Genomic DNA, 25,311 nt, shown 5'->3' on the forward strand with positions numbered 1-25,311 from the left:
GGCGGTCTTCCGTGATCGTGGACAGCCACGCCCTCGACACCTGCTGTGCAGGAGCCTACGCCGGACTCGAACACATCTTCGACGACACGCCGTGTCGCGCACGTACTCCTGTGCGAGTGCGCGCCTAGGCCCGCCGCGGGTCCATCCGACCCACGCCGTAGCGACGCGACGCGGGGACCTCGGCCTCATCGCAGAGCGCGACCCACACCTCACGGGCGGGGACGCCGGCATCCAGCGCTTCACGGGCGGTACGACCGCCGACGCGGGCGAGCACCAGATCGGCCACCAACGACGGCGCGCGCGACCCGAACTCATCCGTCACGGCGCGATCGAACTCGCTGCGGCGCATAGGACCGACTCAGCGCAGCGACATCGCGGGCTCGGCCTCGACCGAGGCCACCAGGTCGTCGGGGACGACGTCCGGGAACGTGTGCAGACCCTCGAGCACGGAGATGCGGTCGCCGACCTCTCTCATGATGGAGGAGATGGGCACGTCGAGCGCGTCGGCCACGGCGGCGAGGATCTCGCTCGACGCCTCCTTCTGACCGCGCTCCACTTCGCTCAGATAGCCCAGCGCGACACTTGCGCGTCCGGCCACCTGACGGAGGGTGCGCCCCTTCTGCAGACGGAAGTCACGCAGGACTTCACCGATTTCTTGACGAACCAGGATCATCTTGGGCCCCCTCTCGCTTTCCACTCCCCACGGGTGCACACGGTACAACACCGCGGAGTGACACTCTAATCCCGCTTTTTGTGCATGGGATGGGAATTCATCAACACGCAACATCGCGCACGCCGGATCTGTTCCCGTCAGAGCGCTTCGAGCGCCAGCGAGATGGCGCGCAGCGCGGCCGCGGCGCGGATCTCCTCTCGATCCCCCTCGAGGTGCAACGACTCCACCCGCGAGCCCAGCGACGTCGAGACCGCGATGTGCACGGTGCCGACGGGCTGGCCGTCGGGCGAGTCCGGACCGGCGATTCCCGTCGTGGCGATGCCGATGTCGGCCGGCTGACCGGGAACCCCCACCGCCGTGCGCACGCCGCGGGCCATCTGCCGCGCGACCCGCTCGTGCACCGGACCGTGCGCCTCCAGCAGGACGGGGTCCACGCCCAGCAGGGTCTGCTTGAGGTCGGTGGCATAAGCCACGATGCCGCCACGCACCACTGCGGACGCCCCGGCGACCGCCACCAGCGACGCGATGACGAGCCCTCCGGTGAGGGATTCGGCGACGCCCGCCGTCCAGCCCAGCTCCCGCAGCCGGTCCACCAGCTGCTCGGCATCGCTGCGGCGACCCCCCGACACGAGCGTCTGCTCGGCGTCGTCGGGCAGGTCGGGATCGGGGGCGGGGCGGAAGGGAGTCACGAGTCGCCCCCGGAACGCGTGCGGCGACTGCCGCGCACCTCGGTCACGACGTAGTCGATGCCGCTCGCCACGGTGAGGACGACGGCGATGGTCATGGCGACCACATTGACGGGATGGATCCACTCCCCCACGAGCGTCCACAGCGGCAGCAGCGCCAGCGACAGCGCCACCGCCTGCGCCACGGTCTTGAGCTTGCCCATCCAGGCGGCAGCGACGACGTGGTCGCTGGCGACGATGAGGCGGTGCACTGTGATGCCGACCTCGCGCACCAGCACGACGATCGTGATCCACCAGGGAAGCTCGGCCAGGATGGACAGCCCGATGAAGGCGAACCCGGTGAGCACCTTGTCGGCGATCGGATCCAGGAGCTTGCCCAGGTCCGTGACGATGTCGTGCTTGCGGGCGAGGTGTCCGTCGATGCCGTCGGTGGCGATGGCGACGATGAACAGCGCCGCCGCCCACCAGCGCAGCGCGCCGTCTGCGCCGCCGTCGGCCAGGAGCATCCAGAGGAAGACCGGCGCGCACAGGATGCGCACGATCGTGATCGCGTTGGGAAGCTGCCGGGGAATCGCCACGGTTCGAGCCTATCGCCGCCGGCTCTCAGCGCCCCGTCAGACCCCAGGCATCCTCGTCCTCGGCGTCGTCCTCGACGACCTCGTAGCCGGCGAACTGCGCCTCCACGGGGTCCTCTTCCGGCTCCTCGGCGACGTCCTCGCCGCGCAGACGCGCGAGCACGCCCGGAAGCTGCTCACCGGTGACGAGCACGTCACGGGCCTTCGAGCCCTCGGAGGGTCCGACGATCTCCCGTGACTCCAGCAGATCCATGAGCCGTCCGGCCTTGGCGAAGCCGACGCGCAGCTTGCGCTGCAGCATCGAGGTCGACCCGAACTGCGTGGACACGACCAGTTCTGCCGCCGCCAGCAGCAGTTCGAGGTCGTCGCCGATGTCCGCGTCGACCTCCTTCTTCTCGGTGACCGCGGCGACGTCCTTGCGGTACTCCGGACGCGCCTGCTGCGTGACGTGCTTGACGACCTTCTCGATCTCGCTCTCGCTGACCCATGCGCCCTGCACGCGCAGCGCCTTGGAGCTGCCCATCGGGCTGAAGAGGGCGTCGCCCTGGCCGATCAGGCGGTCAGCTCCGGGCTGGTCGAGGATGACGCGGGAATCCGTGACGCTGGTGACGGCGAACGCCAGCCGCGAGGGCACGTTGGCCTTGATGAGACCGGTGACGACGTCGACCGACGGGCGCTGGGTGGCCAGCACCAGGTGGATGCCGCTGGCACGCGCGAGCTGGGTGATGCGGACGATGGAGTCCTCCACATCGCGGGGCGCGACCATCATCAGGTCGGCGAGCTCATCCACGACCACCAGCAGGTACGGGTAGGGCTTGAGCACCCGCTCGCTGCCGGCGGGGAGCTGCACCTCGCCCGCCACGACGGCCTTGTTGAAGTCGTCGATGTGGCGGTACCCGAACGACGCGAGGTCGTCGTACCGCATGTCCATCTCCTTCACGACCCACTGCAGCGCTTCGGCCGCCTTCTTGGGGTTCGTGATGATGGGCGTGATCAGGTGCGGCACGCCGGCGTACGAGGTCAGTTCGACCCGTTTGGGGTCGATGAGCACCATGCGCACCTCGCTCGGCTTGGCGCGCATCAGCAGGCTGGTGATCATCGAGTTCACGAAGCTCGACTTGCCCGAGCCGGTGGACCCGGCGACGAGCAGGTGGGGCATCTTGGCGAGGTTGGCCACGACGTAGCCGCCGCCGACGTCCTTGCCCACCCCGATGGTCATGGGGTGCACCGAGTTGGTCGCCGCAGGCGAGCGCAGCACGTCGCCGAGGGTGACGATCTCACGGTCGGTGTTGGGGATCTCCACACCGATCGCGCTCTTGCCGGGGATGGGCGCGAGGATGCGCACCTCGTTGGATGCCACGGCGTAGGCGATGTTGTTGGTCAGCGCGGTGATGCGCTCGACCTTCACGCCCGACCCGAGGGCGATCTCGTACTGCGTCACTGTCGGGCCGCGGGAGAAGCCGGTGACGCGTGCGTCGACGGAGAACTGCTCGAACACGCTCGTGATGGCGCGCACCATGGCGTCGTTGGCTTCCGACCGGGCCTTGGGCGGGGTGCCGGCGGCCAGGGCCGCCGTGGAGGGCAGGCGATAGGTCGCGCCCGGCGGCATCCCGTCGCCGTCGCCGCCGAGACCCGACATGCCAGGCAGCTTGCCGTCGTCGAGCACCTCGGTGGCGTCCTCACGGATGCCGGTGTCGGTGCGGCGGCTGCTCTTGCGCACGGCTTCCGCGATGTCGGGGTGGATGACCTCGGTCATCGCGTCCGGCAGCGGCGGCGGGGGCGGCGGCGGCGCGATGGCCTGGTCGAACCCGCCGGTGTCGCCCTCGGTCGACAGCAGCGCGGTGAGATCCTGCGACCCGAGGCCCTCGTCGGGGTCCTCCTCGCGGCCGGACTTGTTGCGGCGCCACCAGGGCAGCGACTCGTCGGCGTCGCCGGCGCCTGCGGACGCCGCAGCCGGCTTGTCCTCCGGCTCGGCCCCGAACATCCAGACGTAGAGCTCCCCCAGGCGGCGGCCGATGCGGTTCGGCGGCGTCTTGGTGAGGATCAGCACGCTCAGCAGCGCGACGAGGCCGAGCACCACAGAGGCGCCGATCTCGGTGAGGAAGGTGAGCGGCTCGCCCACCATCCAGCCGAACAGCCCGCCCGCGGTGCTGAGCGCGGGAAGCCCTTCGCTCGGCTGCGGCCGCCCGCCGTGCACGTGGCAGAAGCCGGCGATGGTGAGCACGAAGAGGCCGAACCCGATGCCGATGCGCCCGTTGTCGTGCACCGATGACGGATGCCGGAACAGCCACCCCGCCAGCAGCAGCAGCAGCACCGGCAGGATGAACGCGGTCCGCCCGACGAGCCCGCCGGCGGTGTAGGCGCTGAGCGTCGCGGCGACGTCGGTGCCGATGAGGAACCACTCCACGACGGTGCCGGCGATCGCCAGGAGCACGAGCAGGAACGGGAAGCCGTCGCGGCGCTGGTCCTTCTCGAGCGTCTCGGGCCCGAACGCGCGGAACATCCCGCCGGTGGCGTGCGCCAGCCCCATCCAGGCGCGGGCGATCAGCGGTGGCTTCTCAGGCTCGTCGACGTAGCGCTTCGGCGCCGGGGCGGGCTTGCGGGCGCGCGAGGACGACCCCTTCGCGGGTGTGCCCTTCGCGGGCGCGCGGCCGCTCGTGGTCGGACTGCTGCTCCTGGCCATTCCTCAACGGTACGTCGCGACCACCGACATTGCCCGGAACGACGCGGCTCCGACCGCCTGCCCCCCAGACGCACGAACACCCACGGGCCCGCTCCTGGCGGGCCCGTGGGTGTCGTGACGGAAGGCTCAGGCCTCGATGACCAGCGGCACGATCATCGGGCGGCGACGCAGACGCTGGTTGACCCAGCGGCCGATCGTGCGACGCACCACCTGCGAGAGGGCGTGCGAGTCGCGGACGCCCGACTTCGACGCCTCCGCAAGCGCTGCGGCGATCTTCGGCTTGACGTCGTCGAACACCGAGTCGTCCTCGGCGAAGCCGCGGGCGTGGATCTCGGGTCCGGTGATCACGGCGCCGGTGGAGGCATCCACCACGACGATGACCGAGATGAACCCCTCCTCGCCGAGGATGCGACGGTCCTTGAGGTCGGCGTCGGTGATCTCGCCCACGGTGGAGCCGTCGACGTAGACGAAGCCGATGTCGAGCTGGCCGACGACGCTGGCGACGCCGTCCTTGAGGTCGACCACGGTGCCGTTCTCGCCCAGGATCGTGCGCTCGGCGGGAATACCGGTGTCCTGCGCGAGCTTGGCGTTGGCCATGAGGTGGCGGTACTCGCCGTGCACCGGCAGCACGTTCTTCGGCTTGAGGATGTTGTAGCAGTACAGCAGCTCGCCTGCGGCGGCGTGGCCGGAGACGTGCACCTTGGCGTTGCCCTTGTGGATCACGTTGGCGCCGAGCTTGGTGAGGCCGTCGATCACGCGGTAGACCGCGTTCTCGTTGCCCGGGATCAGGCTGGATGCCAGGATCACGGTGTCGCCGGGACCCGGCTCGATCGCGTGATCGAGGTTCGCCATGCGGCTGAGCACGGCCATCGGCTCGCCCTGCGACCCGGTGGACATGAAGACGATCTTGTCGTCGGGCAGGTCGTGGGCCTTCTTGTAGTCGATCAGCACGCCCTCGGGGACGGTGAGGTATCCGAGGTCGGCGGCGATCGTCATGTTGCGCAGCATGCTGCGCCCCAGCAGCGCCACGCGGCGGCCGTTGGCGTGGGCGGCGTCCAGCACCTGCTGCACGCGGTGCACGTGGCTCGAGAAGCTCGCGACGATGACGCGGCGCGGCGAACGCGCGATGACCTGGTCGAGCACGGGGCCGATCGAGCGCTCCAGCGGCGTGAAGCCGGGCACGTCGGCGTTGGTGGAGTCGACGAGGAAGAGGTCCACGCCTTCCTCGCCCAGCCGCGCGAAGGCGCGCAGGTCGGTCAGGCGGCCGTCCAGCGGCAGCTGGTCCATCTTGAAGTCGCCGGTGGCCAGCGCCACACCGGCCGGGGTCTTGATCGCGACGGCGAGCGCGTCGGGGATGGAGTGGTTCACCGCGACGAACTCGAGGTCGAAGGGACCGATCTGCTCGTGCTGGCCCTCCTTCACCGTCAGCGAGTACGGCTTGATGCGGTGCTCCTTGAGCTTCGCCTCCACGAGCGCCAGGGTCAGCCCCGAGCCGATGAGCGGGATGTCGCGCTTGAGGCGCAGCAGGTAGGGCACCGCGCCGATGTGGTCCTCGTGACCGTGCGTCAGCACGACGCCGACGATGTCGTCGAGGCGGTGCTTGATCGGCTCGAAGTCGGGCAGGATCAGGTCGACGCCGGGCTGGTGCTCTTCGGGGAACAGCACGCCGCAGTCGACGACGAGGAGCTTGCCCTCGTACTCGAAGACGGTCATGTTGCGCCCGATCTCGCCGAGTCCGCCGAGCGGAATCACGCGGAGCGTTCCGGGGGCGAGGGTGGGGGGCGTGGTGATCGCGTTGGGACTCATCGTGTCGTGCCGTGAACCTTCGGTAGTGCGCCGCCAGCTGCCGCGTTGCGGTCGGGTCGGAAATTGGAGAAATCTGCTCCGGCGACGTCGGTGACCAGCGCCAGCTCGTCTTCGATCATCGCGGCCTCCCATTCCTCCGGCCCCACCAGGGGCAGACGGACGCGGGGGCTGGAGATACGGCCGAGGCCGTGGAGGATGTACTTCGCGCTCACCGTGCCGGGCACGTGCGTCATGACTGCGCGCACGAGCGGCTCGAGCTGCTTGTGCGCGGCCGTCGCCGCGGCGAGGTCGCCGCGGTTGACGGCATCCACGATGACGCGATACGGCGCCGGGGCCACATTCGCGGTCACCCCGATGAGTCCGGACGCGCCGATCGCGAGGTGCGGCAGCACGTTCGCGTCGTCGCCGGAGAAGTACATGAGGTCGGTCTGGTTGAGCACCCGGCTGACCTCACTGAAATCACCCTTGGCGTCCTTGACCGCCAGGATGTTCGGGTGCTTGGCGAGACGGAGGATCGTCTCGTACTTGATCGGGACGCCGGTGCGGCCCGGGATGTCGTACAGGATCACCGGCAGATCGGTGGCGTCGGCCACCAGCCGGAAGTGGGTGAGGATGCCCGCCTGGGTGGGCTTGTTGTAGTACGGCGTGACGATCATGATGCCGTCGGCGCCGGCCTTCTCGCTGGCCTTGTACAGCTCGATCGCGTGGGCGGTCTCGTTGGAACCGCCGCCGGTGATGATCTTCGCCCGGCCCGAGGCGACGCTCTTGCCCACCTCGACCAGCCGGATCTTCTCCGGGTCGGTGAGGGTGCTCGTCTCCCCCGTCGTCCCCGTCACGACGATGCCGTCGGCGCCGGCGGTGATGACGTCGTCGATGTGCTTCTCGACGGCGGGCCAGTCGACCTCGCCGTCGGCGGTCATCGGTGTGATGAGCGCGACGAGGACCTGTCCGAACGGGTTGGCCTGATGCGTCATCCTCCCAGGGTATCGGTTCGCCGGGACCCGGCCGATAGTGTCGCGCCATGACGTGGCAGATGCGGGCGACCCGCGAGGTCTATGCCAACCGATGGATCCGCGTGCGGGAGGACGCCGTGACGGGCCCCGGCGGCGACGGCGTCTACGGGGTGGTGGAGATGCGGCATCCGGCCGTGTTCGTCGTCGCGCTCGACGAGATCGACCGCGTGTGCCTGGTGGAGGTGGACCGCTACACCGTCGGCACCTCCCTGGAGGTCCCCGCCGGCGGCTCGGACGGGGAGGACCCGCTCCTCGCCGCCCGGCGCGAACTGGCCGAGGAAGCCGGGATCGAGGCGTCGGAGTGGCGCAGCCTGGGCGTGATGAACGCGCTCAACGGCATCGCCGTGGCCGCCGAGCACGTCTACCTCGCCCGCGGCATCCGGGCGCTGACGGATGCCGCCGGCACGCAGGCCGAGGAGGGCATCACGGCCGTGCACTGGGTGGGGTTCGGCGAGGCGATCGACATGATCGCCGACGGCCGCATCACCGACGGCGAGACGATCGCCGCGCTGGCATACGCCGGCATCCGGCTCGGCCGATTCGCCTGATCAGCGCCCCTTCGACGCGGTCGCGACCACCAGGCGGTCGGGCAGCACGCGGGTGAGCGCGACGAGCACCTTGTAGCGCAGCGACGGCACCGAGACGGACGTGCCGCGTGCGACGTCACGAAGGGATTCGGCCACGACGTCGCGGGCGTCGAGCCACATCCACCCGGGCACCCCCTCGCGTCCCGGCTCCATGCCCATGCGCTCGTGGAAGCTGGTGTGGGTGAACCCGGGGCACACGGCGGTGACGCTCACCCCGCGCGGGCGGTAGGCGACGTTCGCCCAGCGGCTGAAGCTGATGAGCCACCCCTTGACGGCGCCGTAGGTCGAGCGCGGGGTGAACGCCGCGACGGAGGCCACGTTGACGATGCGCCCGCGGCCCCGCGCGAGCATGCCGGGAAGCGCCGCGCGCATGAGCGCCATCGGCACAGCGACGTGCAGGTCGAGGTGGCGCTGCTCGTCGGCGATGTCGTTCTGCTCGAACGCCAGCGGCAGACCGAAGCCGGCGTTGTTGACGAGCATGTCGACGGGGCGGTCGTCATCACTCAGCCGTGCGACAACGCGGGCGAGCCCATCCGCATCGACCAGGTCGGCGGGCAGCGCTTCACACTGCACGCCGTGCACGCCGGTGAGGTCGTCGGCGAGGGCGGCGAGCGCGTCGGCATCCCTCGCCACGAGCACGAGGTCCATGCCGCGCTCCGCCAGCTGCCGGGCATACTCGGCGCCGAGCCCGGAGCTCGCGCCGGTGATGAGTGCCGTCTTCGCCATGGGGCGAGCCTACGACGCAGCCCCCAGGGTGAGGAAACGGTAGCGGATGCCGGTGCGGGACGTGTGCCACCCCTCCCCCGGGTCCGCGGCGGCGACGGGCCACGACGAGCGGTCGGGGGCGAAGGTGTCGCCCTGCACCTCGAGGTCGAGCTCGGTGACCTCGAGCAGGTCGGCGCGGTCGATCGCCTCGCGGAAGAGTCCCGACCCGCCGATCACCCAGACCCGGGCGGGGGCGTCGGCATCGGCGAGCCACAGTGCGGCATCCAGCGAACCGGCGCGCTCCGCGCCGTCATCCGCCCACGCCGTGTCGCGCGTGACGACGATGTTGCGGCGCCCCGGCAGCGGCCGGAACCTCGGCGGGAACGACTCCCAGGTGCGCCGGCCCATGATCACGGGCGCCCCGGCGGTGACGGCCTTGAAGTGGGCGAGGTCCTCCGGCACGTGCCACGGCATGCCGCCGTCGGCGCCGATGACCCCGCCCCGGGCCTCGGCCCAGACCAGGCCGATCGGCGCGGTCACACGGCCACCGCGGCGCGGATGGCCGGGTGGTGGCGGTAGTCCTCGACGACGAAGTCCTCGTACGTGTAGTCGAAGATCGACCCCGGCGTGCGGGCGAAGCGCAGGGTCGGGTACGGGTAGGGGTCGCGGCTGAGCTGCTCGCGCACCTGCTCGAGGTGGTTGTCGTAGATGTGGCAGTCGCCGCCGGTCCAGATGAACTCGCCGGGCTCGAGACCGGTCTGCTGCGCGACCATCAGGGTCAGCAGCGCGTAGGAGGCGATGTTGAAGGGCACGCCGAGGAACAGGTCGGCGCTGCGCTGGTACAGCTGGCAGGAGAGCTTGCCGTCGGCCACGTAGAACTGGAACAGCGCGTGACACGGCGGCAGGGCCATCGAGTCCACCTCTGCGGGGTTCCACGCCGTGACGATGTGCCTGCGGGAGTCGGGGTTGGTCCGCAGCTGTGCGACGACCTTGGCGATCTGGTCGATCGACCCCCCGTCGGGGGTCGGCCATGAGCGCCACTGCACGCCGTAGACGGGGCCGAGCTCGCCGTCGGCATCCGCCCACTCGTCCCAGATGGTGACGCCGTGCTCCTGCAGCCATGACACGTTCGACTCGCCCCGCAGGAACCACAGCAGCTCGTACGCGATGGACTTGAAGTGCACGCGCTTGGTGGTGATGAGGGGGAAGCCCTCGGCGAGGTCGAAGCGGATCTGCCGGCCGAACACGCTCGTGGTGCCGGTGCCGGTGCGGTCGTCCTTGTGCGTGCCGTGCTCGAGCACGTCGCGCAGGAGGTCCTCGTAGGGGGTGGGGATCGCCGTGGTCACGGCTGCCACGATACCCGCGGCCGGATCGGGCGCGGCGCGCGGCGCAGGCGCGTTGGGGGTCCGGGGCGGTTCGGGAACCGATACGCGCCCCGAACCGCGCCGGCACCGGGTTCGGGAACCGATACGCGCCCCGAACCGCGCCGGCACCGGGTTCGGGAACCGATACGCGCCCCGAACCGCGCCGGCACCGGGTTCGGGAACCGATACGCGCCCCGAACCGCGCCGGCGGAGCCGGGACGGTGCGCCGTCCGTGCGGCGTCGGCGCGCCCACCCCCGGGATGCCGATAGCCTGGCAAGCGGTGAACCCCGTCGATGCACTGATCATCCTCACCGCGCTGCTCGCGGTGACGATCGGCGCGGGCGCGATCGTCCGCTGGCGCCAGGGTCGCCCCGTGCGTCATGCACCCGATGAAATCGTCGACCCGGAGAGACTGGGGGCCCCGGGCCTCGGTCACACCGCGACCCTGCTGCAGTTCAGCACCGAGCTGTGCGCCCGGTGCCCGGGCGTGCACCGCACCCTTTCTGCGTTGGCCGCCGAGCGTGAGGGTGTCATGCACCTGGACGTGGACCTCACCCATCGGCCGGACATCGCCAAGCACTTCCATGTGCTGCAGACGCCGACGACCCTCATCCTCGACCAGGACGGCGCCATCCAGACGCGCGTGGGCGGTATCCCCAGCCGCCACGTGATCGAGCTCGAACTGAGCCGCCTCGGCTCGGAGGCGCACGGTGGCTGAGCGGGCGGACGCCGCGTCCGGAGGCATCGACCCGCGCGGCCCGCGGTTCGGGGCCGCCCTCACCTCGGTGCTGCTCGGCGCCGCCGTCGTGCTGGGCCTGGTCGGCCTCTCGACCGCGCAGGCCTCGTTCGGGTGGTTCGCCTACCAGCCGCTGGCGGACACCGTCCTGGCACCCGAGGGCTGGGCGGTCACGCAGGCCACGGTCGCGGAGCGGGCGCTGGACCCCGGCTTCCTTCTGCTGCTCGTCGCGGTCCTGCTGTTCCTGTGGGGCGTCCTGTCGCCGCGCACCGCACCGTGGGCGGCGCTGTTCCGCACCATGGTGCAGCCGCGACTGACCCCTGCGCTCGACCTCGAGGATCCCCGCCCGCCGCGGTTCGCGCAGGGCGTCGGCCTCGCCGTGACCTCCGTCGGCGTGACGCTGCACCTTCTCGGTGTGCCGTGGGCGGTGCCGGTCGCCGCAGCCACCGCACTGATCGCGTCGCTGCTGAACGCCGTGTTCGGGCTGTGTCTGGGATGCCAGATGTACCTGCTGCTCCAGCGCGTCGGCATCGTCGGCCGCGCCCGCCCGGCATCCGATTCCTGAGGCGCGGTCCAGCCGTTCCGCCGCGGCATCCGCGCCGTTAGGCTCGGCACCGGGACGCGCCCGGCGTCCCGCCGAACCCGGGAGGAACGCATGAGCGTCACGAGCGAAGCCAGCACCACGTGGAAGGGCACCCTGTTCGAGGGCACGGGCGAGGTGAGCCTGTCCAGCTCCCATCAGGGACCGTTCGACGTGAACTGGAAGGCCCGCAGCGAGGGCTCCGCCTCGGTCACGACCCCCGAGGAGCTCATCGCCGCGGCGCACTCCTCGTGCTTCTCGATGGCCCTGTCCAACGCCCTCGCCGAGAACGGGACGCCACCCGAGCGCATCGACACCACCGCGTCGGTGACCTTCGTCCCCGGCAAGGGCATCAGCGGCAGCCACCTCAATGTCAACGCCACCGTTCCCGGACTGTCGGCCGAAGACTTCGCCCGCCTGGCCGACGAGGCCAAGAAGGGCTGCCCCGTCTCGGCGGCGCTCGCCGGCATCGAGATCACCCTCGAGGCGACCCTCGCCTGACATGACAGACCAGCAGGCGCCGCGGCGCGTCGTCGTGGCGGGGGCGTCGGGACTCATCGGCCGCGCCCTGGCCCGCTCGCTGCGCGACGACGGGGTGAGCGTCACCCGGCTCGTCCGCCGTCGGCCTGAAGCCCCCGACGAGGTGGCGTGGCTCACCGATGGCGCGCCACTGGATCCGCAGGTGCTGGCCGGAGCCGACGCCGTCGTCGGTCTCAACGGCGCGAGTATCGGCCGGTTCCCGTGGACCGCGGCGTACCGCAACGAGCTGCTGTGGTCTCGTATCCTCCCCACGCAGGCGCTGGCACGCGCGGTGCGGGAACTCGGTGATGAGGCTCCCGCGTTCCTCTCGGCGTCCGGAGTCGGCTACTACGGCTCGGCGCCCGGGGAACGGCTCACCGAGCAGGGCCGACGCGGCGAGACGTTCCTCGCCGACCTCTGCGGCGAATGGGAGGCGGCGGCCTTCGCCGCGAGCGGCCGCGCCCGGGTGGCGACGCTGCGCACCGCGCCGGTGGTGCACCGCGACGGAGTGCTCAAGCCGCTCATGCTGCTCACCCGCGCCGGGGTGTCGGGGCCGATCGGCCGGGGCACGCAGGCCTGGCCGTGGATCTCGCTCGACGACGAGGTGCGGGCGATCCGCCACGTCATCGACGCCGACGTGGAGGGCCCGGTGAACCTGACCGGTCCCACGCGGGCCACCGCCAACGACCTGGGATTCTCACTGGCGGTGCAGCTGAACCGTCCGTTCCTCGTGCGCGCACCGGTGTGGGCGCTGCGTGCCGCGCTCGGCCGCGACGCGACGGAGGGCCTGCTCACCGCCGACGCTCACGTCGTGCCGCAGGCGCTGGAGGCCACGGGCTTCGATTTCCATCACCGCTCTGTCGACGACGCCGTCACCGCCGCGCTGCGCGACGAGTAGCTGCACGCGGGCTCGGCGGCCGTGCTCGGCGGCGGCAGTCGGCGGGGCTCAGCGACCCTCGGCGCGCTCCAGAGCGATCGCCCGACGCACCGCGGCGCGGGCACGGCGGCGGTCGCCCGCGGCGTCGTACGCCAGTCCCAGCCGGTACCAGGCGCGCCAGTCATCGGGCGCAGCCTCGACCGCGGAGCGGTAAGCGGGGAAGAGGGCGTCGGCCTCCTCGCGCAGCGGGCGGCCGCTGGGACGCACGGCGACGCTCTCGGTGGGAAGGGCGCCCTCCGCCTCGAGCCGGCGCCCCACCTGCTGAGCGCGCCATCCGAACCACAGCTCGCGGCCGAGGCCCCAGGCGGCGAGCACCGGCAGCACGAACAGCGCGACCCCCATGGCCACGCCGATGGGTTCGCCGTTGACGAGCAGCAGCCACCCACGCTGGGCGACCAGCACGATGTACAGGGCGAGCATCACCGCCATGACGGCGACGCCGATGCGCGCGCTCATGCGCCGGTCGTCCGGGCGACCTGTCCGGGGACTCCGCCTTCATCCACGCCCGCGTCGGCCGCGGGAGCGCCGGGCAGGCGGATGCCGATGTCGATGAGGCTGTCGAGCCCCACCACCACACCGCGGGCGTCTCGTGCGGCGGCGAGGGCGAGCCCGATGCCGGGGGCGTAGGCGCGGGCAGGGTCGACGGTGTCGTGGACGATCGTCAGCGACTCGCCCGGCCCGGAGAGGACCGTCTCCTGCCGGGCGACGACACCCGGCCGGCGCAGCGAGTGGATCGGCACGCTCGCCACCTGCTGGCCGCGTGCCCGCTGGTCGACGTACGGCGACTCGACCGGACCGACCTCGGCGCGGGCCGCGGCGATCAGCTCCGCGGTGCGCACGGCGGTGCCACTGGGGGAATCGACCTTCGACTCCCGGTGCGCCTCGACGATCTCGATCGACGGGAAGAAGGGCGCGGCTGCCGCGGCGAGCGCAGAGCCGAGCACGGAGCCGATCGAGAAGTTCGGGATGAACACGGCACCGGTGCCCGCCTGCTGCACGAGCGGCCGCACCAGCGCGATGCGCTCGGCCGACCAGCCGGACGTGCCGACCAGCAGCTGCTGTCCGCGCTCCACCGCGCGGCGCACCACGTCGACCGAGACGGCGGGGGTGGACGTGTCCACGACGAGGTCTGCGGCATCCATTTCGCTGAGGTCGCTGGAGGAGGACAGCGACGCCACCAGTTCGAAGCCGTCGGTCGAGGCGATGACCGCCTGCACGATGCCGCCGAGCTTGCCGGTCGCGCCCACGAGGGCCACGCGTGTCGTCATGCCACCAGCCTACGGCGCTACGCTCGAAGGCATGGTGAGCCTGCGCCCGATGCCCGTCGACGACCCCATCGCGCACGAGCTGCTCGCTGAGTACTTCGCCATGCGGGCGGAGACGTTCCCGGGGCAGGCGTACCGCACGGTGTTCCCCGACCCCGCCGCGTTCACGCCGCCCGCCGGGGTGTTCCTGGTGGTGCGGGACGACGAGGACCGCGCGGTGGGCTGCGGCGGCATCCGTCGCATCGCCGACGGACCGCACGGGGTGCGCTACGAGGTCAAGCACCTGTATCTGCGCCCCGAGACGCGCGGCAAGGGGTGGGGCCGCGTGCTGCTGGCCGGGCTCGAGGATGCCGCGCGGGAGTGGGATGCCGCGGAGCTCGTGCTCGACACCCACCACACCCTCGAGGCGGCGGGCGGGCTGTACGCGGCATCCGGGTTCGCGTCGATCGAGCCCTACAACGACAACGCCAACGCGACCCGCTGGTACGGCAAGGCGCTGTAGGGCCTCACCGTCGCGGGCGCGGTCAGCGGCCGCCGCGCAGCGCGGTCACCGGCTCGATCCGCGCGGCACGCCGCGCGGGGAACCAGCCGGCGCCCAGTCCGACGACGGCGCCGAGCAGGGCTCCGGCGATCGCCACCCACGGATCCACGATCGGCGTCCACTGCTGCGCGACGGCGAACCCGACGACCGACACGACGGCCAAGGCGGACCCCAGCAGCCCGCCGAGCAGTCCGATGATCACCGACTCCACGACGAACTGCGAGGCGATCTGACGTCCCGTGGCGCCCAGCGCCCGGCGCAGACCGATCTCGGGCACCCGCTCGATGACGTTGAGCATCGTCACGTTCGCGATGCCCAGCGCACCCGCCAGCAGCACGATGCCGCCGAGGATCAGGAACACGACGTTGACGTCGGCGCTCACGCTCTCGCTCAGGCCGGACCGCGCCGTGGGGGCGGAGACCTCGAGGGTCTCGGGCGCTCCGGGCGCGAGGGCGACGGCGGACTGCTGCCCCACCTGCGGACCGGTGCCGGTCTGGATGCGGATCTGCAGCTGACCGGGAGCACCCAGGGCACGCTCGGTGCGGGCGGTCTGCAACGGCATGACCACCGCGTCCAGCAGCTCCCCCCGCGCCTGCAGCTCGTCGAAGACCCCGATGACGGCGAACGGCACACCCCCGATGAACACCGAGGGCTGACGGTCGACGCGGTTCACCCCGAGTCGTTCCGCCGCCCGCGCCCCCAGCACGACGACGCGGTCGCCGCGGGTGTCGTGACCGGCGTCGAACATGCGGCCGGTGACCACGCGACCGTCGAGCACGTCCAGCAGCCCGGGACTGGCGGCGATGAGCCGGGGCGCGGCGGTGGACGCCGCCGACGGGTCGTTCACCGGCACCGCCGTGACGGTGTCGCTTCCGAGGTCGACCTCGGCGATGAGGGTCGCCGCTTCGACGCCGACCAGCCGGGAGACGCGGTCGGCCGCGTCCCAGGGCAGGCGCGCCGTGGCGGCGCTGCCTCCCGAGGCCGTCGGAGCCTTCCCCGGCGCGACGACCACCTGGGTGGCCTTGACGGCGTCGAACTGCCGCGCGATCTGGTGGGCCGCAGTCTGCGCGAAGCCGATCGTGGCCACGAGGGCGCCGATGCCCAGCACCGTGCCCACGAGGGTCATGGCCAGGCGCCCCGGCCGCGAGCCGATGTCTGCCGTCGCCTCGACGACGAGGTCTTGGAAGGTGAACCGGTCGGCGTGACGCACGCGCGGCACGAGCTGCACCGGCGACGTCTCCTCGACCGGCTGCGCCTCGCCGACGGCGGCGATCGCGGCGGGGCGGCGTCGACGCCGCAGCAGGCGCATCACGTCTCCTCGCTCAGGCGGCCGTCCGCGATGCGGACGCGCCGGTCGGCGCGGGCGGCGACCGCCGCGTCATGGGTGATGACGATGAGGGTCAGCCCGTCGGCGCGCAGGTCGTCGAACAGCTCCATCACCTCGTCGGAGGTGGCCGCGTCCAGGTTGCCGGTGGGCTCGTCGGCCAGCAGCACGCTGGGAGTGCTCACCACCGCGCGGGCGACGGCCACGCGCTGACGCTCGCCTCCGGACAGGGTGGTGGGCAGGAAATCGGTGCGGTGTCCCAGTCCCACCCGGTCGAGGGTGGCGCGGGCGCGCCGCTCCCGTTCGCCGCGCGGCACCCCGCTGTAGAGCATGGGCATGAGCACGTTGTCGAGCACGGTGCGCCGCGGCATCAGGTGGAACGACTGGAAGACGAAGCCGATGCGGCGCGCACGCACCGCAGCGCGCTCGTTCTCACCGAGCGTGCCGGTGACGACGCCGTCGATGCGGTACTCGCCCACGCTCGGCCGGTCCAGCAGCCCGAGCAGGTTCAGCATCGTCGATTTGCCCGACCCGCTGGGGCCGACGATCGACACGTAGTCCCCCCGCTGCACCCGCAGGTTCACGCCCTTCAGCGCCTGCACCTCCGGCGGGCCGGGGAACGACCTCGTCACATCGCGCAGCTCCAGGAGCGGCGCGGTCACCGCCCGACCACCACGAGGTCGCCCTCGTCCAGCCCGCCGTCGACGGCGACGACCTCGACGTGCCCACCTGCGGCGAGCCCGGTTTCGACCACGACCAGACGGGTCTTGGCCGCCTCGCCTTCCCTGGGGTCGCCGTCGACGACCTCCAGTCGCGCCTCCCCGCCGGGACCGGCGGTGAGGGCGGCCACGGGCACGAAGAGCACCTCGCCCGCGGTGGCGCCCACGGGCACCGACACGCGCACGTTGCTTCCCTGCAGCTGCATGGCCTGCTCGGACGTCAGTTCGTCCGGCTCCATCAGGATCGTCCACCGGTCGCCCTGGGACTTGCCGGGCGTCACCGCCGAGATCACCGCACGGTGGGGGGTGCCGTCCGCCAGTTCGAACGAGGCCTCGCCGCCGACCTCCAGCAGCACGGCATCGGTGGCGGCGGCGCTGCCGCTGACCGTGATCGTCGCACCCGACACGACCATCGCCGCGCCCTGCAGCACCTGACCGCGGCGGACGTTGACGCCGTCGACACGTCGGGGAAGGTCGCCGAGGAACAGCACCTCGCTCGAGGACAGCGACGGCAGCGCCTGCTGCTCCGCGCGGGTCATCGCGGTGCGCGCTTCACCCAGCTGCCGTTCCGCGGCCTCCACCGCGGCGCGGTGGCCGCTCGTGTCGGGCGCGGCATCCAGCTGCCGGCGCTCCAGCGCGCGCAACTCCACCGCGTCGCGCAGGTCAGAGACGTCCGCTTCCCACGCCGGCACTTCGGCCGGGTCGGCGGGGCGCTGACCCTGCCGCACGTCCAGCGCGCGCTGGGCGCTGGCGACGGCGTTGTCCGCGGCGCGGATGTCCACCGGCGACGCTCCGCCGCCGGCCTGGCCGAGCTCGGATCGCGCTGCGGCGAGCGCCTGCTCGGCCGCCCGCACGCCGTCGCGCGCGGCGGCGACGGCGTCGGCAGCGCCTTCCGCCGCGGCCGGTGCGGGGTACCCGACCTGTGCGTACAGAGCCGTCACCGCGGCAGCGGCCGTCTCGTCGAAGAGGTCGGAAGCCGGGTCGCCGGCATCGATCCCGACCGCGCTCATGGCCTGTTTGAACTGCACGACGTCGGGCCCGGTGAGGCCGTAGGTGAGCGTGCGGTAAGCGGGAAGCTCGCCGGGAAGCACGATCACCGGGCGTCCGGCGACCTCGAGCGCCACCGAGAGCGCATCGAGGGTCGCCCCGTCCTCGGGCACACTGCCGGTGACCACCGCCGGCCCGCCGAGGGCGGCCGTGTCGATCGTCACCTCGACGGAATCCGCGTAGCCGACGTCGCCGCGCAGGGTGACGTCGTTGCTCAGGATGCCGCGCTCCACCGCCACGGTGATCAGTCCCGGGGCGGGCGGGTCGGTGAAGGAGGCCGCATCAGCCGGCGACAGCACGAATCTCCCGACGAGCAGTCCGCCCACCAGGCTCACCACGGCGGCTGCGGCCAGGATCCACAGCGCACGATTGCCGTGGAGCACCCGTCGCCACCCCTGGGCACCGCTCGGCGTTTCGACGACGTCCGCCGCCTCGGTGGGCGACTCCTCCCGCAGGACCTCCTCGAACGCCGCCGCGTCCTTCTCTGTCACCGGTTCGCCTGCTCAGCGGCGGCCTTGAAGGCGTCGAGCTCGGCCTTGTGGTCTTCGATGAACTGCTCTTCGAGCACGGCGGTGACGCGCCGGCTCTCGGCCCGGTAGTCGGTCTTCTCCCGGCAATCCAGGTCGACCAGCGCGAGCTCGATCTCCCGCTCCCCCAGCTCGTCGAGAACGGGGTCGTTCTCCACGTACTCCGTCACCGACTCCCAATGCGCGTTCAGCTCGTCGCTGATCGAGTTGGAGGCGTCGGACTGCGCCGTGAACCCGGGGTAGCCGTTCTCATCCATGCAGGCCGCCCACTCCGCGTCCAGCTCCGCCAGCTCCGGGGCCTGCGAGATGCTCATGTAGAACTCGTTCATGGCGTCCATCAGCGGCTGGTGCTCGTCGGCGGTGAACGGGTTGTCACCCTCCATCTCGTGCTGGGCCCAGCCGTGACATCCGCTCTGTGTCCAGTCCCACTCGTAGGCGCCGTCGTCGCCCATCTCCTCCTCCGTGGGGGTGGGGCCGTAGAGCGCCTCGTAGTAGGCGTTCATCTCGGACTCCGACAGGCTCGCGACGTAGTCCTGGTTGGGGTCGACCCACTCCTCGCCCGGCTCGACAGGCTCGTCCTGACCGGGATAGTTGATCATCCCGTAGCCGTACTGCGCGACCCACTCCCGGGAATCGGGCTCGTAGCCGCCGGCGTCGTACGAGACGCCCCCGCTGTACGTGGCGGGGATGTACTCGAATCCCTCCTCGGTCATGCACGTCGCGACGAGTTCCTCGCGCTCCGCGTTCTCCTTCTCGAGCCGCGCGGTCTGCTCCTCTTCGCTGAGGTCGCCGCCCCACGCGGCAGCGAGGTACGCCTCCAGCGGGGACTGCTCCTCGGCGGACGCGGCGTCGGAGTCGGCGGGCGTGCAGCCGGTCAACGCGATCAGCAGCGCGGCGGCGCCGGCGACGGCACCCGCAGTGTGGCGGTTCATGTTCCTCCAGAGTCGCTCGCGGCCTCGGCCGCTTCCATAACGGTGAGGCTAGGCGAGCGCTGAAGACCGCGGCATCCTTCTCGAGGATGATGTGGCGTGCGTCGGATGACCCCCGCGTATCAGAGTGTCGCAACGCAACGCGGCGTCTCGACGCGGGGCGGCATCCGTTATCGGATCGATGCCGTGCGGAGCATCTCAGACCGGCGGCAGCTCGGGCAGACCCGTGCGCAGCTCGACCGGGAGGTGCCCGAGGTCGTTGTGGGAGATGAGCGTCCAGGGCCGTCCGGCGCGCTGGGCGACGACGGTGAGTCCGCAGTGCGCCTGGTTGAGTGTCAGCCAGCGCCAGGTGGGCATCTGCAGCACCTCACGCACGAACCAGGCGATGACGAAGTTGTGGGTGATGATGAGCTCGTGCGCGTCGGGCTTGCGCCGCAGGAACTCCCCCACCGCGTCGGCCATCTGCGCGGACCCCGCCTCGATCTCCGCATCGGTGTACGAGCCGAAGAACGACTCGTACATCGACGGCGTGTCCTCGGTCATGCCCGTGGGCACGCAGTCGAACAGCAGGGCGTTCGGCTGCGGCGAGACCGACGGCAGCCGGTCGGCGACGGCACGCGCGGTCTCGGCCGCGCGCTCGAGGGGCGAGTGCCACACGGCTGTCAGCGGCACGCCGGACAGGCGGTCGGCCAGAAGCGCGGCCTGACGCTGGCCGCGGGGTGAGAGCGGCCCGTCATCGATGCCGTGCTCGGCGTCGAGGTGCTCGCCGTGGCGGACGAGGTAGAGGTATTGCGTCACGCTTCTCGCTTCTCGCTTCGGGGAACGCGCGCCGCAGCGCGCCATTCCAGCCTACGTCAGTGCCTCGGTCAGGCCGCGGCGCGCGCCAGGTCGGCGAGCTGGCCGCGCCCCAGGCGCACACCCACCCCCTGCGCCAGCTCCGCGACGTGCGCCGTGGAGTACACGTTGACGATGGGCGCGACCACCGTCTTCTGCGCCAGAAGCCAGGCCAGTGCGACCGCGGCATCGGACACGCCCAGTTCGGCGGCGACCGCGTCGAGCGCGCGCAGCGTGCGGGCGCCCCGGCGGTTCATGTTCTTGGCGAGCTGCGCACCCCGCACCGAGCCGCCCACGTCGGCACGGGAACGGTGGTGGCCGGCGAGGAAACCGTGCTCGAGAGCCTGCGACGGGGTCACCGCGATGCCCTGGGCTCCGGCGACCAACCGCAGATCGCCCTCGAAGTCGTCACGGCGCAGCAGGTTGTAGGGAACGTCGAGCGTGGTGAGCCACGGAAGCCCCGCCGACGAGAGGATGCGCGCCTCGACCAGCTGCGGCGCCGTGAAGCCGAAGGCGCCGACCGTGCGCACCTTGCCCGCGCCCACGAGCCACTCCACCGTCGCCAGGGTGTCTTCGAGCGCCGTCGCCCCGTCGGCGCCGCCGTCGAGATAGAGCACATCGATGCGGTCGGTGCGCAGCCGCGCGAGGGATGCCTCGACGGCGCGCACCAGGTTCACGGACCCGAGTCCCGGATGGTCGGGGTGCCCGCCGATGCGCACCGCGACCACCACGTCGTCGCGCACGCCGCGCGAATGCAGCCACTGGCCGATGATGTGCTCGCTGCGCCCGCTGGAGTGCGAGTCGGACGTGTGCACCGCATTGCCGCCCCGCTCCAGAAAGGAGTCCAGGATGGCGTGGCTGGATTCGAGGTCGACGTGCCAGCCGAATTCGGCGCCGCCGAGCATGAGGGGGAACACCTCCAGCCCCGATTCTCCGAGCGGCACGCGCACACCCTGCCCGACGGGAGGCCCCAGAACCGGGATCGGGGATGAGGGATGCGAAAGCGACACGTCCGTGCGCACGCGCGCGAGCGGCTCCGTCGATCCGACGCCGAACATTGCCATACCGCCCCCCTCGGATTCCGCAGTGGATGCCGAGCCTTCCTCCGCGCCCCCGGCGCTTACCTAGAGGGTAGGTCAGGCCGGCGACACCGCGACCGTCCGCGGGGCACGTCGGGTGAACTTTCCATAACGTTCCGGTCACACCCCGGGCGGGTGTCCCCCATGCGGGGGACAGACGACGGATGCCCGCCCCTCACGAGGAGGAACGGGCATCCGATACGACGCTGCGAGGGGCGTTCGGGTCAGCTTTCGACCGGTGCCTCAGCGGCGGGAGCGGCCTGGTCGGCGCTCTCCTCCACGACCGGCTCCAGCGACAGCTTGCCGCGGTCGTCGATCTTGGTGATGCGCACGAGCAGCTTCTGGCCGACGCCGAGCACGTCTTCGACGTTCTCCACGCGCTTGCCACCGGCGAGCTTTCGCACCTCGCTGATGTGCAGCAGACCGTCCTTGCCGGGCAGCAGCGAGATGAACGCGCCGAACGCGGCCAGCTTCACCACGGTGCCGAGGAACTGCTCGCCGACCTCCGGGTTGGTGGGGTTGGCGATCGCGTTCACCTGGGCGCGGGCAGCCTCGGCGGCGGGGCCGTCGGTTGCGCCGATGTAGACGGTGCCGTCCTCCTCGATGGAGATCTGCGCGCCGGTCTCGTCCTGGATCGCGTTGATCGTCTTGCCCTTGGGCCCGATCAGCTCGCCGATCTTGTCGACGGGGATCTGCACGCTGATCACGCGCGGAGCCGTCGGCGCCATCTCGTCCGGACCGTCGATCGCGGCGTTGAGCACGCTGAGGATCGTCATACGCGCGTCCTTGGCCTGCTGCAGCGCGGCGGTCAGCACCGACGACGGGATGCCGTCGAGCTTCGTGTCGAGCTGGATCGCCGTGACGAACTCGCTCGTGCCGGCGACCTTGAAGTCCATGTCACCCAGGGCGTCCTCGGCGCCGAGGATGTCGGTGAGCGCCGCGTAGCGGGTCTCACCGTCGACCTCAGCCGACACCAGGCCCATCGCGATGCCGGCGACGGGAGCGCGCAGCGGCACACCCGCGTTCAGCAGCGACAGGGTCGACGCGCACACCGAGCCCATCGAGGTCGAGCCGTTGGAGCTCAGCGCCTCGGAGACCTGACGGATCGCGTAGGGGAACTCCTCGCGGCTGGGCAGCACCGGCACGAGGGCGCGCTCGGCGAGGAAGCCGTGCCCGATCTCGCGACGCTTGGGGCTGCCGACACGGCCGGTCTCACCGGTCGAGTAGGGCGGGAAGTTGTAGTGGTGCATGTAGCGCTTGCTCGTCGTGGGCGACAGCGAGTCGATCTGCTGCTCCATCTTGAGCATGTTCAGCGTGGTGACACCCAGGATCTGGGTCTCGCCGCGCTGGAAGATGGCCGAACCGTGCACGCGCGGGATGACCTGCACCTCGGCGTCCAGCGGACGGATGTCCGCCAGGCCGCGGCCGTCCATACGCACGCCCTCGGAGAGGATGCGGTCGCGCACGATCTTCTTGGTGACCGACTTGTACGCGGCGGCGAACTCCAGCGGAGCCGCTGCCGGCAGCTCGCCGGCCTCGGTCGCCGCGATGAGCTCGGCCTTGACGCGGTCCTTCAACTCGTCGTCGGCAGCCTGACGCTCCTGCTTGTCGGCGATCTGGTAGATCGGGACGAGCGACTCGTGTGCGCGCGCGGAGACGAAGTCGTAGGTCTCCTGGCTGTAGGGCAGGAAGACCGGGAACTGCTTGATCTCCTTGGCGGCGGTGTTGGCCACCACGTTCTGCGCGCCGACGAGCTCCTTGATGAAGGGCTTGGCGGCTTCCAGACCCTGCGCGACGATCTCCTCGCTGGGCTTGGTGGCGCCGGCCTTGATCAGGTTCCAGCTGTTCTCGGTGGCCTCGGCCTCGACCATCATGATCGCGACGTCGCCGTCGGGCAGAACGCGGCCGGCGACGATGAGGTCGAAGACCGCCTCTTCCATCTGCTCGGCCTTGGGGAACGCGATCCACTGGTCGGCGTGCTCGCCGTGACCGGGCATGAGCGCGAGGCGCACACCGGCGATCGGACCGGAGAACGGCAGACCCGAGATCTGGGTCGACAGCGAGGCCGCGTTGATCGCGAGCGCGTCGTAGAACTCGCCGGGGGCGATCGACAGCACGGTCACGACGATCTGCACCTCGTTGCGCAGACCCTCGACGAACGAGGGGCGCAGCGGGCGGTCGATGAGGCGGCACACGAGGATCGCCTCGGTGGAGGGGCGGCCCTCGCGGCGGAAGAACGAGCCGGGGATCTTGCCCGCGGCGTACGAGCGCTCTTCGACGTCGACGGTCAGCGGGAAGAAGTCGAAGCCTTCACGGGGGTGCTTGCCGGCGCTGGTGGCCGACAGGAGCATCGTCTCCTCGTCGAGGTAGGCGGCGACAGCGCCCTGCGCCTGCTGGGCGAGGCGGCCCGTCTCGAAGCGGATGGTGCGGGTGCCGAAACGTCCGTTGTCCAGGACGGCTTCGGCGGCGGTGATTTCAGGACCTTCCAAGAGGTCTCTCCTTCTTTGTTTAGACTCGCACGCGCGTTTCGCGCACGAGATCGTTCGAAGGAGCAGGAACAGGCAGATATGGGCGCGCGGAACAAGTCCGCAGGACCGCCTGCGCTGGCCACCAGTTGAAGACCACCGTCCGATTCACGGACGGGAATCCACGACAGGGGACCAGCTTTCTGCCGGGCCTGCTCCCTGAGCTCAGTATTCGATTGAGCGGATGCCACACGGGCACCCTGACCGACCATATCAGGCGCCCCTGTGCGAACGACATATGTGGTCGCCGTCCGAGCATCGTCCGCCTAGGGTTGACCCCATGAGCACCCCTGACAAGCCCGCCGACGCGGCATCCGAGGAGATGAAGCGCAAGTTCAAGGAGGCGCTGGACAAGAAGAACGCCCAGCACCGCAAGGGCGAAGCGCATCTCGACGCCGATTCGGCCGTGCATGAGAGCCACGGCCCCGCCTCCCTCAAGCGCGAGTTCCGCCGCAAGAGCGGCTGAGCCGCCCCTCAGCGGGTCTGCACGGCGTACGGCTTCTCCGCGAGGCGGTGCTGGAACTCCAGGATCGCCGGGTTGAGCACTTCGCCGTCGCGCACCTCGATCGCCCGCGCGATGGTCTCATTCGACGCCCACGCCTGCGGACCCGCCATGACCGTGGGGAGGAACGGCAGAAGCGCCTCGCTGATCTCCCAGCTCGCCGAGTTCCACAGGTACGACGGGCTGTGGTCCACCGCGTAGTAGTTGATGCCGCCTCCGACGGTGAACATCGGGTCGGCGAAGCCGGTCGGCCGCGCCCACTCGAACCCCATGCCCTCATCGCAGGAGACATCCACGATGAGGCTCCCGTCGCGGAAGGCGGCGAGGTCCTCGATGCGCAGATACAGCAGGGGATGGTTGGGGTCCTGCAGGGTGCAGTTGACGACGATGTCGCTCTCGGCGAGGAAGGGCGCGAGCGGAACACGTCCCTCGTCGGTGATGACCTCGCTGACGTACGGACCGTCGTGGTCGAACTGGCTGATCTGCGTCGCGTGGATGGGTGCGGCGACCGAGGCGGCCGCGCGGTTGGTGAGGACCCGCACATCGTGGATGCCGTGGGCGTGCAGCGCGGTGACCGCGCCGCGGGCGGTCGCGCCGAAGCCGATGACGACGGCGCTGAGGCGCCGCCCGTAGTCGCCGGTGGACCCGCACAGCTGCAGCGCATGGATCACGGAGCAGTATCCCGCGAGCTCGTTGTTCTTGTGGAAGACGTGGAGGCCGAACGTGCCGTCACTGCCCCAGTGGTTCATCGCCTCGAACGCGATCATCGTGAGGGACTTGTCCAGCGCGAGCTGCGTCATGTGCTCGTCCTGCACGAGGTGCGGCCAGCCCCAGAGGGTCTGACCGTCTCGCATCTGCTGCACATCCGCGTGCTGCGGCTTCGGCAGGAGAAGCACGTCCGCGGCGGCGAAGAGCTCGTCGCGGCCCAGCACACCGCCCACGAGCGGGCGGAGCTGCTCGTCCGGCACGCCGAAGCGCTCGCCGTAGCCGGCCTCGAGCAGCACGTGCGGACGCAGGTCGTCGGGGATGCGCTCCAGATGCCCCGGATGCAGGGGCACGCGGTGCTCGTCCGGCTTGAGCGAGGCGCCGACGACGCCCAGCGTGTGCGGATGGTGTGCGGCCATGAGCGTCCTCGTCCCGTTGCCGGAGTCCAC

General features: G+C 71.0%; 27 protein-coding genes. 7 read left to right on the top strand and 20 right to left on the bottom strand.

Going from position 1 to position 25,311, the window contains the following annotated elements:
• Nucleotides 1-124 precede the first annotated feature (124 nt).
• The 7 genes from QNO26_RS10470 to dapA all read right to left on the bottom strand — a co-directional run bounded on the left by QNO26_RS10470 (nucleotide 125) and on the right by dapA (nucleotide 7,397).
• Nucleotides 125-349 (bottom strand): DUF3046 domain-containing protein, encoded by a 225-nt coding sequence (locus QNO26_RS10470; RefSeq protein WP_257533213.1) that lies wholly within the window; start codon nucleotides 347-349, stop codon nucleotides 125-127.
• A gap of 9 nt (nucleotides 350-358) precedes the next feature.
• Nucleotides 359-673 (bottom strand): helix-turn-helix domain-containing protein, encoded by a 315-nt coding sequence (locus QNO26_RS10475; protein WP_257533215.1) that lies wholly within the window; start codon nucleotides 671-673, stop codon nucleotides 359-361.
• 137 nt (nucleotides 674-810) lie between these two features.
• Nucleotides 811-1,362 carry a CinA family protein gene (locus QNO26_RS10480; protein ID WP_374679357.1) on the bottom strand — a complete coding sequence of 184 codons (552 nt, stop codon included), beginning with the start codon at nucleotides 1,360-1,362 and terminating at the stop codon, nucleotides 811-813.
• The gene (gene pgsA, locus QNO26_RS10485) at nucleotides 1,359-1,937 is read right to left on the bottom strand and encodes a CDP-diacylglycerol--glycerol-3-phosphate 3-phosphatidyltransferase (protein ID WP_257533217.1); all 579 of its coding nucleotides are present in this window, start codon (nucleotides 1,935-1,937) and stop codon (nucleotides 1,359-1,361) included. The genes QNO26_RS10480 and pgsA overlap by 4 nt, the downstream gene beginning before the upstream one ends.
• Nucleotides 1,938-1,962: 25 nt before the next feature.
• Nucleotides 1,963-4,617 carry an FtsK/SpoIIIE family DNA translocase gene (locus QNO26_RS10490; RefSeq protein ID WP_257533219.1) on the bottom strand — a complete coding sequence of 885 codons (2,655 nt, stop codon included), beginning with the start codon at nucleotides 4,615-4,617 and terminating at the stop codon, nucleotides 1,963-1,965.
• 126 nt (nucleotides 4,618-4,743) lie between these two features.
• Nucleotides 4,744-6,423: a ribonuclease J gene (locus tag QNO26_RS10495; RefSeq protein ID WP_257533221.1), complete on the bottom strand. Its 1,680-nt coding sequence runs from the start codon at nucleotides 6,421-6,423 to the stop codon at nucleotides 4,744-4,746.
• Nucleotides 6,420-7,397 (bottom strand): 4-hydroxy-tetrahydrodipicolinate synthase, encoded by a 978-nt coding sequence (gene dapA, locus QNO26_RS10500; protein WP_257533222.1) that lies wholly within the window; start codon nucleotides 7,395-7,397, stop codon nucleotides 6,420-6,422. The genes QNO26_RS10495 and dapA overlap by 4 nt, the downstream gene beginning before the upstream one ends.
• A gap of 47 nt (nucleotides 7,398-7,444) precedes the next feature.
• On the opposite strand from dapA, the gene QNO26_RS10505 reads away from it, so the two are divergent.
• A complete protein-coding gene (locus QNO26_RS10505; protein ID WP_257533225.1) occupies nucleotides 7,445-7,984 on the top strand; it encodes an NUDIX domain-containing protein in 540 nt (179 codons plus the stop codon).
• Here QNO26_RS10505 and QNO26_RS10510 read toward each other — a convergent pair whose 3' ends face one another.
• The 3 genes from QNO26_RS10510 to QNO26_RS10520 are packed head-to-tail and all read right to left on the bottom strand — an operon-like array spanning nucleotide 7,985 to nucleotide 10,074.
• A complete protein-coding gene (locus QNO26_RS10510; protein WP_257533227.1) occupies nucleotides 7,985-8,749 on the bottom strand; it encodes an SDR family NAD(P)-dependent oxidoreductase in 765 nt (254 codons plus the stop codon).
• A 9-nt stretch (nucleotides 8,750-8,758) separates the two neighbouring features.
• Nucleotides 8,759-9,268 carry a dihydrofolate reductase gene (locus QNO26_RS10515; protein ID WP_257533229.1) on the bottom strand — a complete coding sequence of 170 codons (510 nt, stop codon included), beginning with the start codon at nucleotides 9,266-9,268 and terminating at the stop codon, nucleotides 8,759-8,761.
• A complete protein-coding gene (locus QNO26_RS10520) occupies nucleotides 9,265-10,074 on the bottom strand; it encodes a thymidylate synthase (RefSeq protein ID WP_257533231.1) in 810 nt (269 codons plus the stop codon). The genes QNO26_RS10515 and QNO26_RS10520 overlap by 4 nt, the downstream gene beginning before the upstream one ends.
• Before the next feature lie 299 nt (nucleotides 10,075-10,373).
• Here QNO26_RS10520 and QNO26_RS10525 point away from each other — a divergent pair, with 299 nt between their 5' ends.
• From QNO26_RS10525 to QNO26_RS10540, 4 genes are all read left to right on the top strand, one after another.
• Entirely contained in the window at nucleotides 10,374-10,811 is a 438-nt protein-coding gene (locus tag QNO26_RS10525) for a thioredoxin family protein (protein ID WP_257533233.1), read from the top strand.
• On the top strand, nucleotides 10,804-11,394 hold the full coding sequence (locus QNO26_RS10530) for a DUF4395 domain-containing protein (RefSeq protein WP_257533235.1): 591 nt from the start codon (nucleotides 10,804-10,806) through the stop codon (nucleotides 11,392-11,394). Before QNO26_RS10525 ends, QNO26_RS10530 begins: the two co-directional genes overlap by 8 nt.
• Before the next feature lie 90 nt (nucleotides 11,395-11,484).
• Nucleotides 11,485-11,910 (top strand): OsmC family peroxiredoxin, encoded by a 426-nt coding sequence (locus tag QNO26_RS10535; protein ID WP_257533237.1) that lies wholly within the window; start codon nucleotides 11,485-11,487, stop codon nucleotides 11,908-11,910.
• A 1-nt stretch (nucleotide 11,911) separates the two neighbouring features.
• Complete coding sequence (locus tag QNO26_RS10540) at nucleotides 11,912-12,826, top strand: TIGR01777 family oxidoreductase (protein WP_257533238.1); 915 nt, start codon at nucleotides 11,912-11,914, stop codon at nucleotides 12,824-12,826.
• Nucleotides 12,827-12,874: 48 nt separating this feature from the next.
• On the opposite strand, the gene QNO26_RS10545 is transcribed toward QNO26_RS10540, so the two are convergent.
• A complete protein-coding gene (locus tag QNO26_RS10545) occupies nucleotides 12,875-13,321 on the bottom strand; it encodes a hypothetical protein (RefSeq protein WP_257638249.1) in 447 nt (148 codons plus the stop codon).
• Complete coding sequence (gene dapB / locus QNO26_RS10550; RefSeq protein WP_257533242.1) at nucleotides 13,318-14,133, bottom strand: 4-hydroxy-tetrahydrodipicolinate reductase; 816 nt, start codon at nucleotides 14,131-14,133, stop codon at nucleotides 13,318-13,320. Before dapB ends, QNO26_RS10545 begins: the two co-directional genes overlap by 4 nt.
• A gap of 31 nt (nucleotides 14,134-14,164) precedes the next feature.
• Between dapB and QNO26_RS10555 the strand changes: the two genes are divergently transcribed.
• Nucleotides 14,165-14,632 (top strand): GNAT family N-acetyltransferase, encoded by a 468-nt coding sequence (locus tag QNO26_RS10555; RefSeq protein WP_257533244.1) that lies wholly within the window; start codon nucleotides 14,165-14,167, stop codon nucleotides 14,630-14,632.
• A 22-nt stretch (nucleotides 14,633-14,654) separates the two neighbouring features.
• Here QNO26_RS10555 and QNO26_RS10560 read toward each other — a convergent pair whose 3' ends face one another.
• The 7 genes from QNO26_RS10560 to QNO26_RS10590 all read right to left on the bottom strand — a co-directional run bounded on the left by QNO26_RS10560 (nucleotide 14,655) and on the right by QNO26_RS10590 (nucleotide 23,619).
• A complete protein-coding gene (locus QNO26_RS10560; protein WP_257533246.1) occupies nucleotides 14,655-15,980 on the bottom strand; it encodes an ABC transporter permease in 1,326 nt (441 codons plus the stop codon).
• Complete coding sequence (locus tag QNO26_RS10565; protein WP_257533248.1) at nucleotides 15,980-16,657, bottom strand: ABC transporter ATP-binding protein; 678 nt, start codon at nucleotides 16,655-16,657, stop codon at nucleotides 15,980-15,982. Before QNO26_RS10565 ends, QNO26_RS10560 begins: the two co-directional genes overlap by 1 nt.
• Nucleotides 16,654-18,252, bottom strand: coding sequence for an efflux RND transporter periplasmic adaptor subunit (locus tag QNO26_RS10570; protein ID WP_257533250.1), 1,599 nt, complete (start codon nucleotides 18,250-18,252; stop codon nucleotides 16,654-16,656). The genes QNO26_RS10565 and QNO26_RS10570 overlap by 4 nt, the downstream gene beginning before the upstream one ends.
• Complete coding sequence (locus tag QNO26_RS10575; RefSeq protein ID WP_257533252.1) at nucleotides 18,249-19,220, bottom strand: hypothetical protein; 972 nt, start codon at nucleotides 19,218-19,220, stop codon at nucleotides 18,249-18,251. The genes QNO26_RS10570 and QNO26_RS10575 overlap by 4 nt, the downstream gene beginning before the upstream one ends.
• Nucleotides 19,221-19,415: 195 nt before the next feature.
• Entirely contained in the window at nucleotides 19,416-20,015 is a 600-nt protein-coding gene (locus tag QNO26_RS10580) for a histidine phosphatase family protein (RefSeq protein WP_257533254.1), read from the bottom strand.
• Between the two features lie 68 nt (nucleotides 20,016-20,083).
• A complete protein-coding gene (locus QNO26_RS10585) occupies nucleotides 20,084-21,115 on the bottom strand; it encodes an aldo/keto reductase (protein WP_374679356.1) in 1,032 nt (343 codons plus the stop codon).
• A 239-nt stretch (nucleotides 21,116-21,354) separates the two neighbouring features.
• Nucleotides 21,355-23,619, bottom strand: a complete 2,265-nt coding sequence (locus QNO26_RS10590) for a polyribonucleotide nucleotidyltransferase (protein WP_257533256.1) — start codon at nucleotides 23,617-23,619, stop codon at nucleotides 21,355-21,357.
• A 316-nt stretch (nucleotides 23,620-23,935) separates the two neighbouring features.
• On the opposite strand from QNO26_RS10590, the gene QNO26_RS10595 reads away from it, so the two are divergent.
• A complete protein-coding gene (locus tag QNO26_RS10595) occupies nucleotides 23,936-24,121 on the top strand; it encodes a DUF5302 domain-containing protein (protein ID WP_257533258.1) in 186 nt (61 codons plus the stop codon).
• Nucleotides 24,122-24,129: 8 nt separating this feature from the next.
• Here the strand turns inward: QNO26_RS10595 and QNO26_RS10600 are convergent, their stop codons facing one another.
• Nucleotides 24,130-25,281, bottom strand: coding sequence for a N(5)-(carboxyethyl)ornithine synthase (locus tag QNO26_RS10600; RefSeq protein WP_257533260.1), 1,152 nt, complete (start codon nucleotides 25,279-25,281; stop codon nucleotides 24,130-24,132).
• Nucleotides 25,282-25,311: the final 30 nt, after the last annotated feature.

Origin of the sequence: Microbacterium sp. zg-Y1090 (genome assembly GCF_030246945.1) — a bacterium.
Lineage (GTDB): Bacteria > Actinomycetota > Actinomycetes > Actinomycetales > Microbacteriaceae > Microbacterium > Microbacterium wangruii.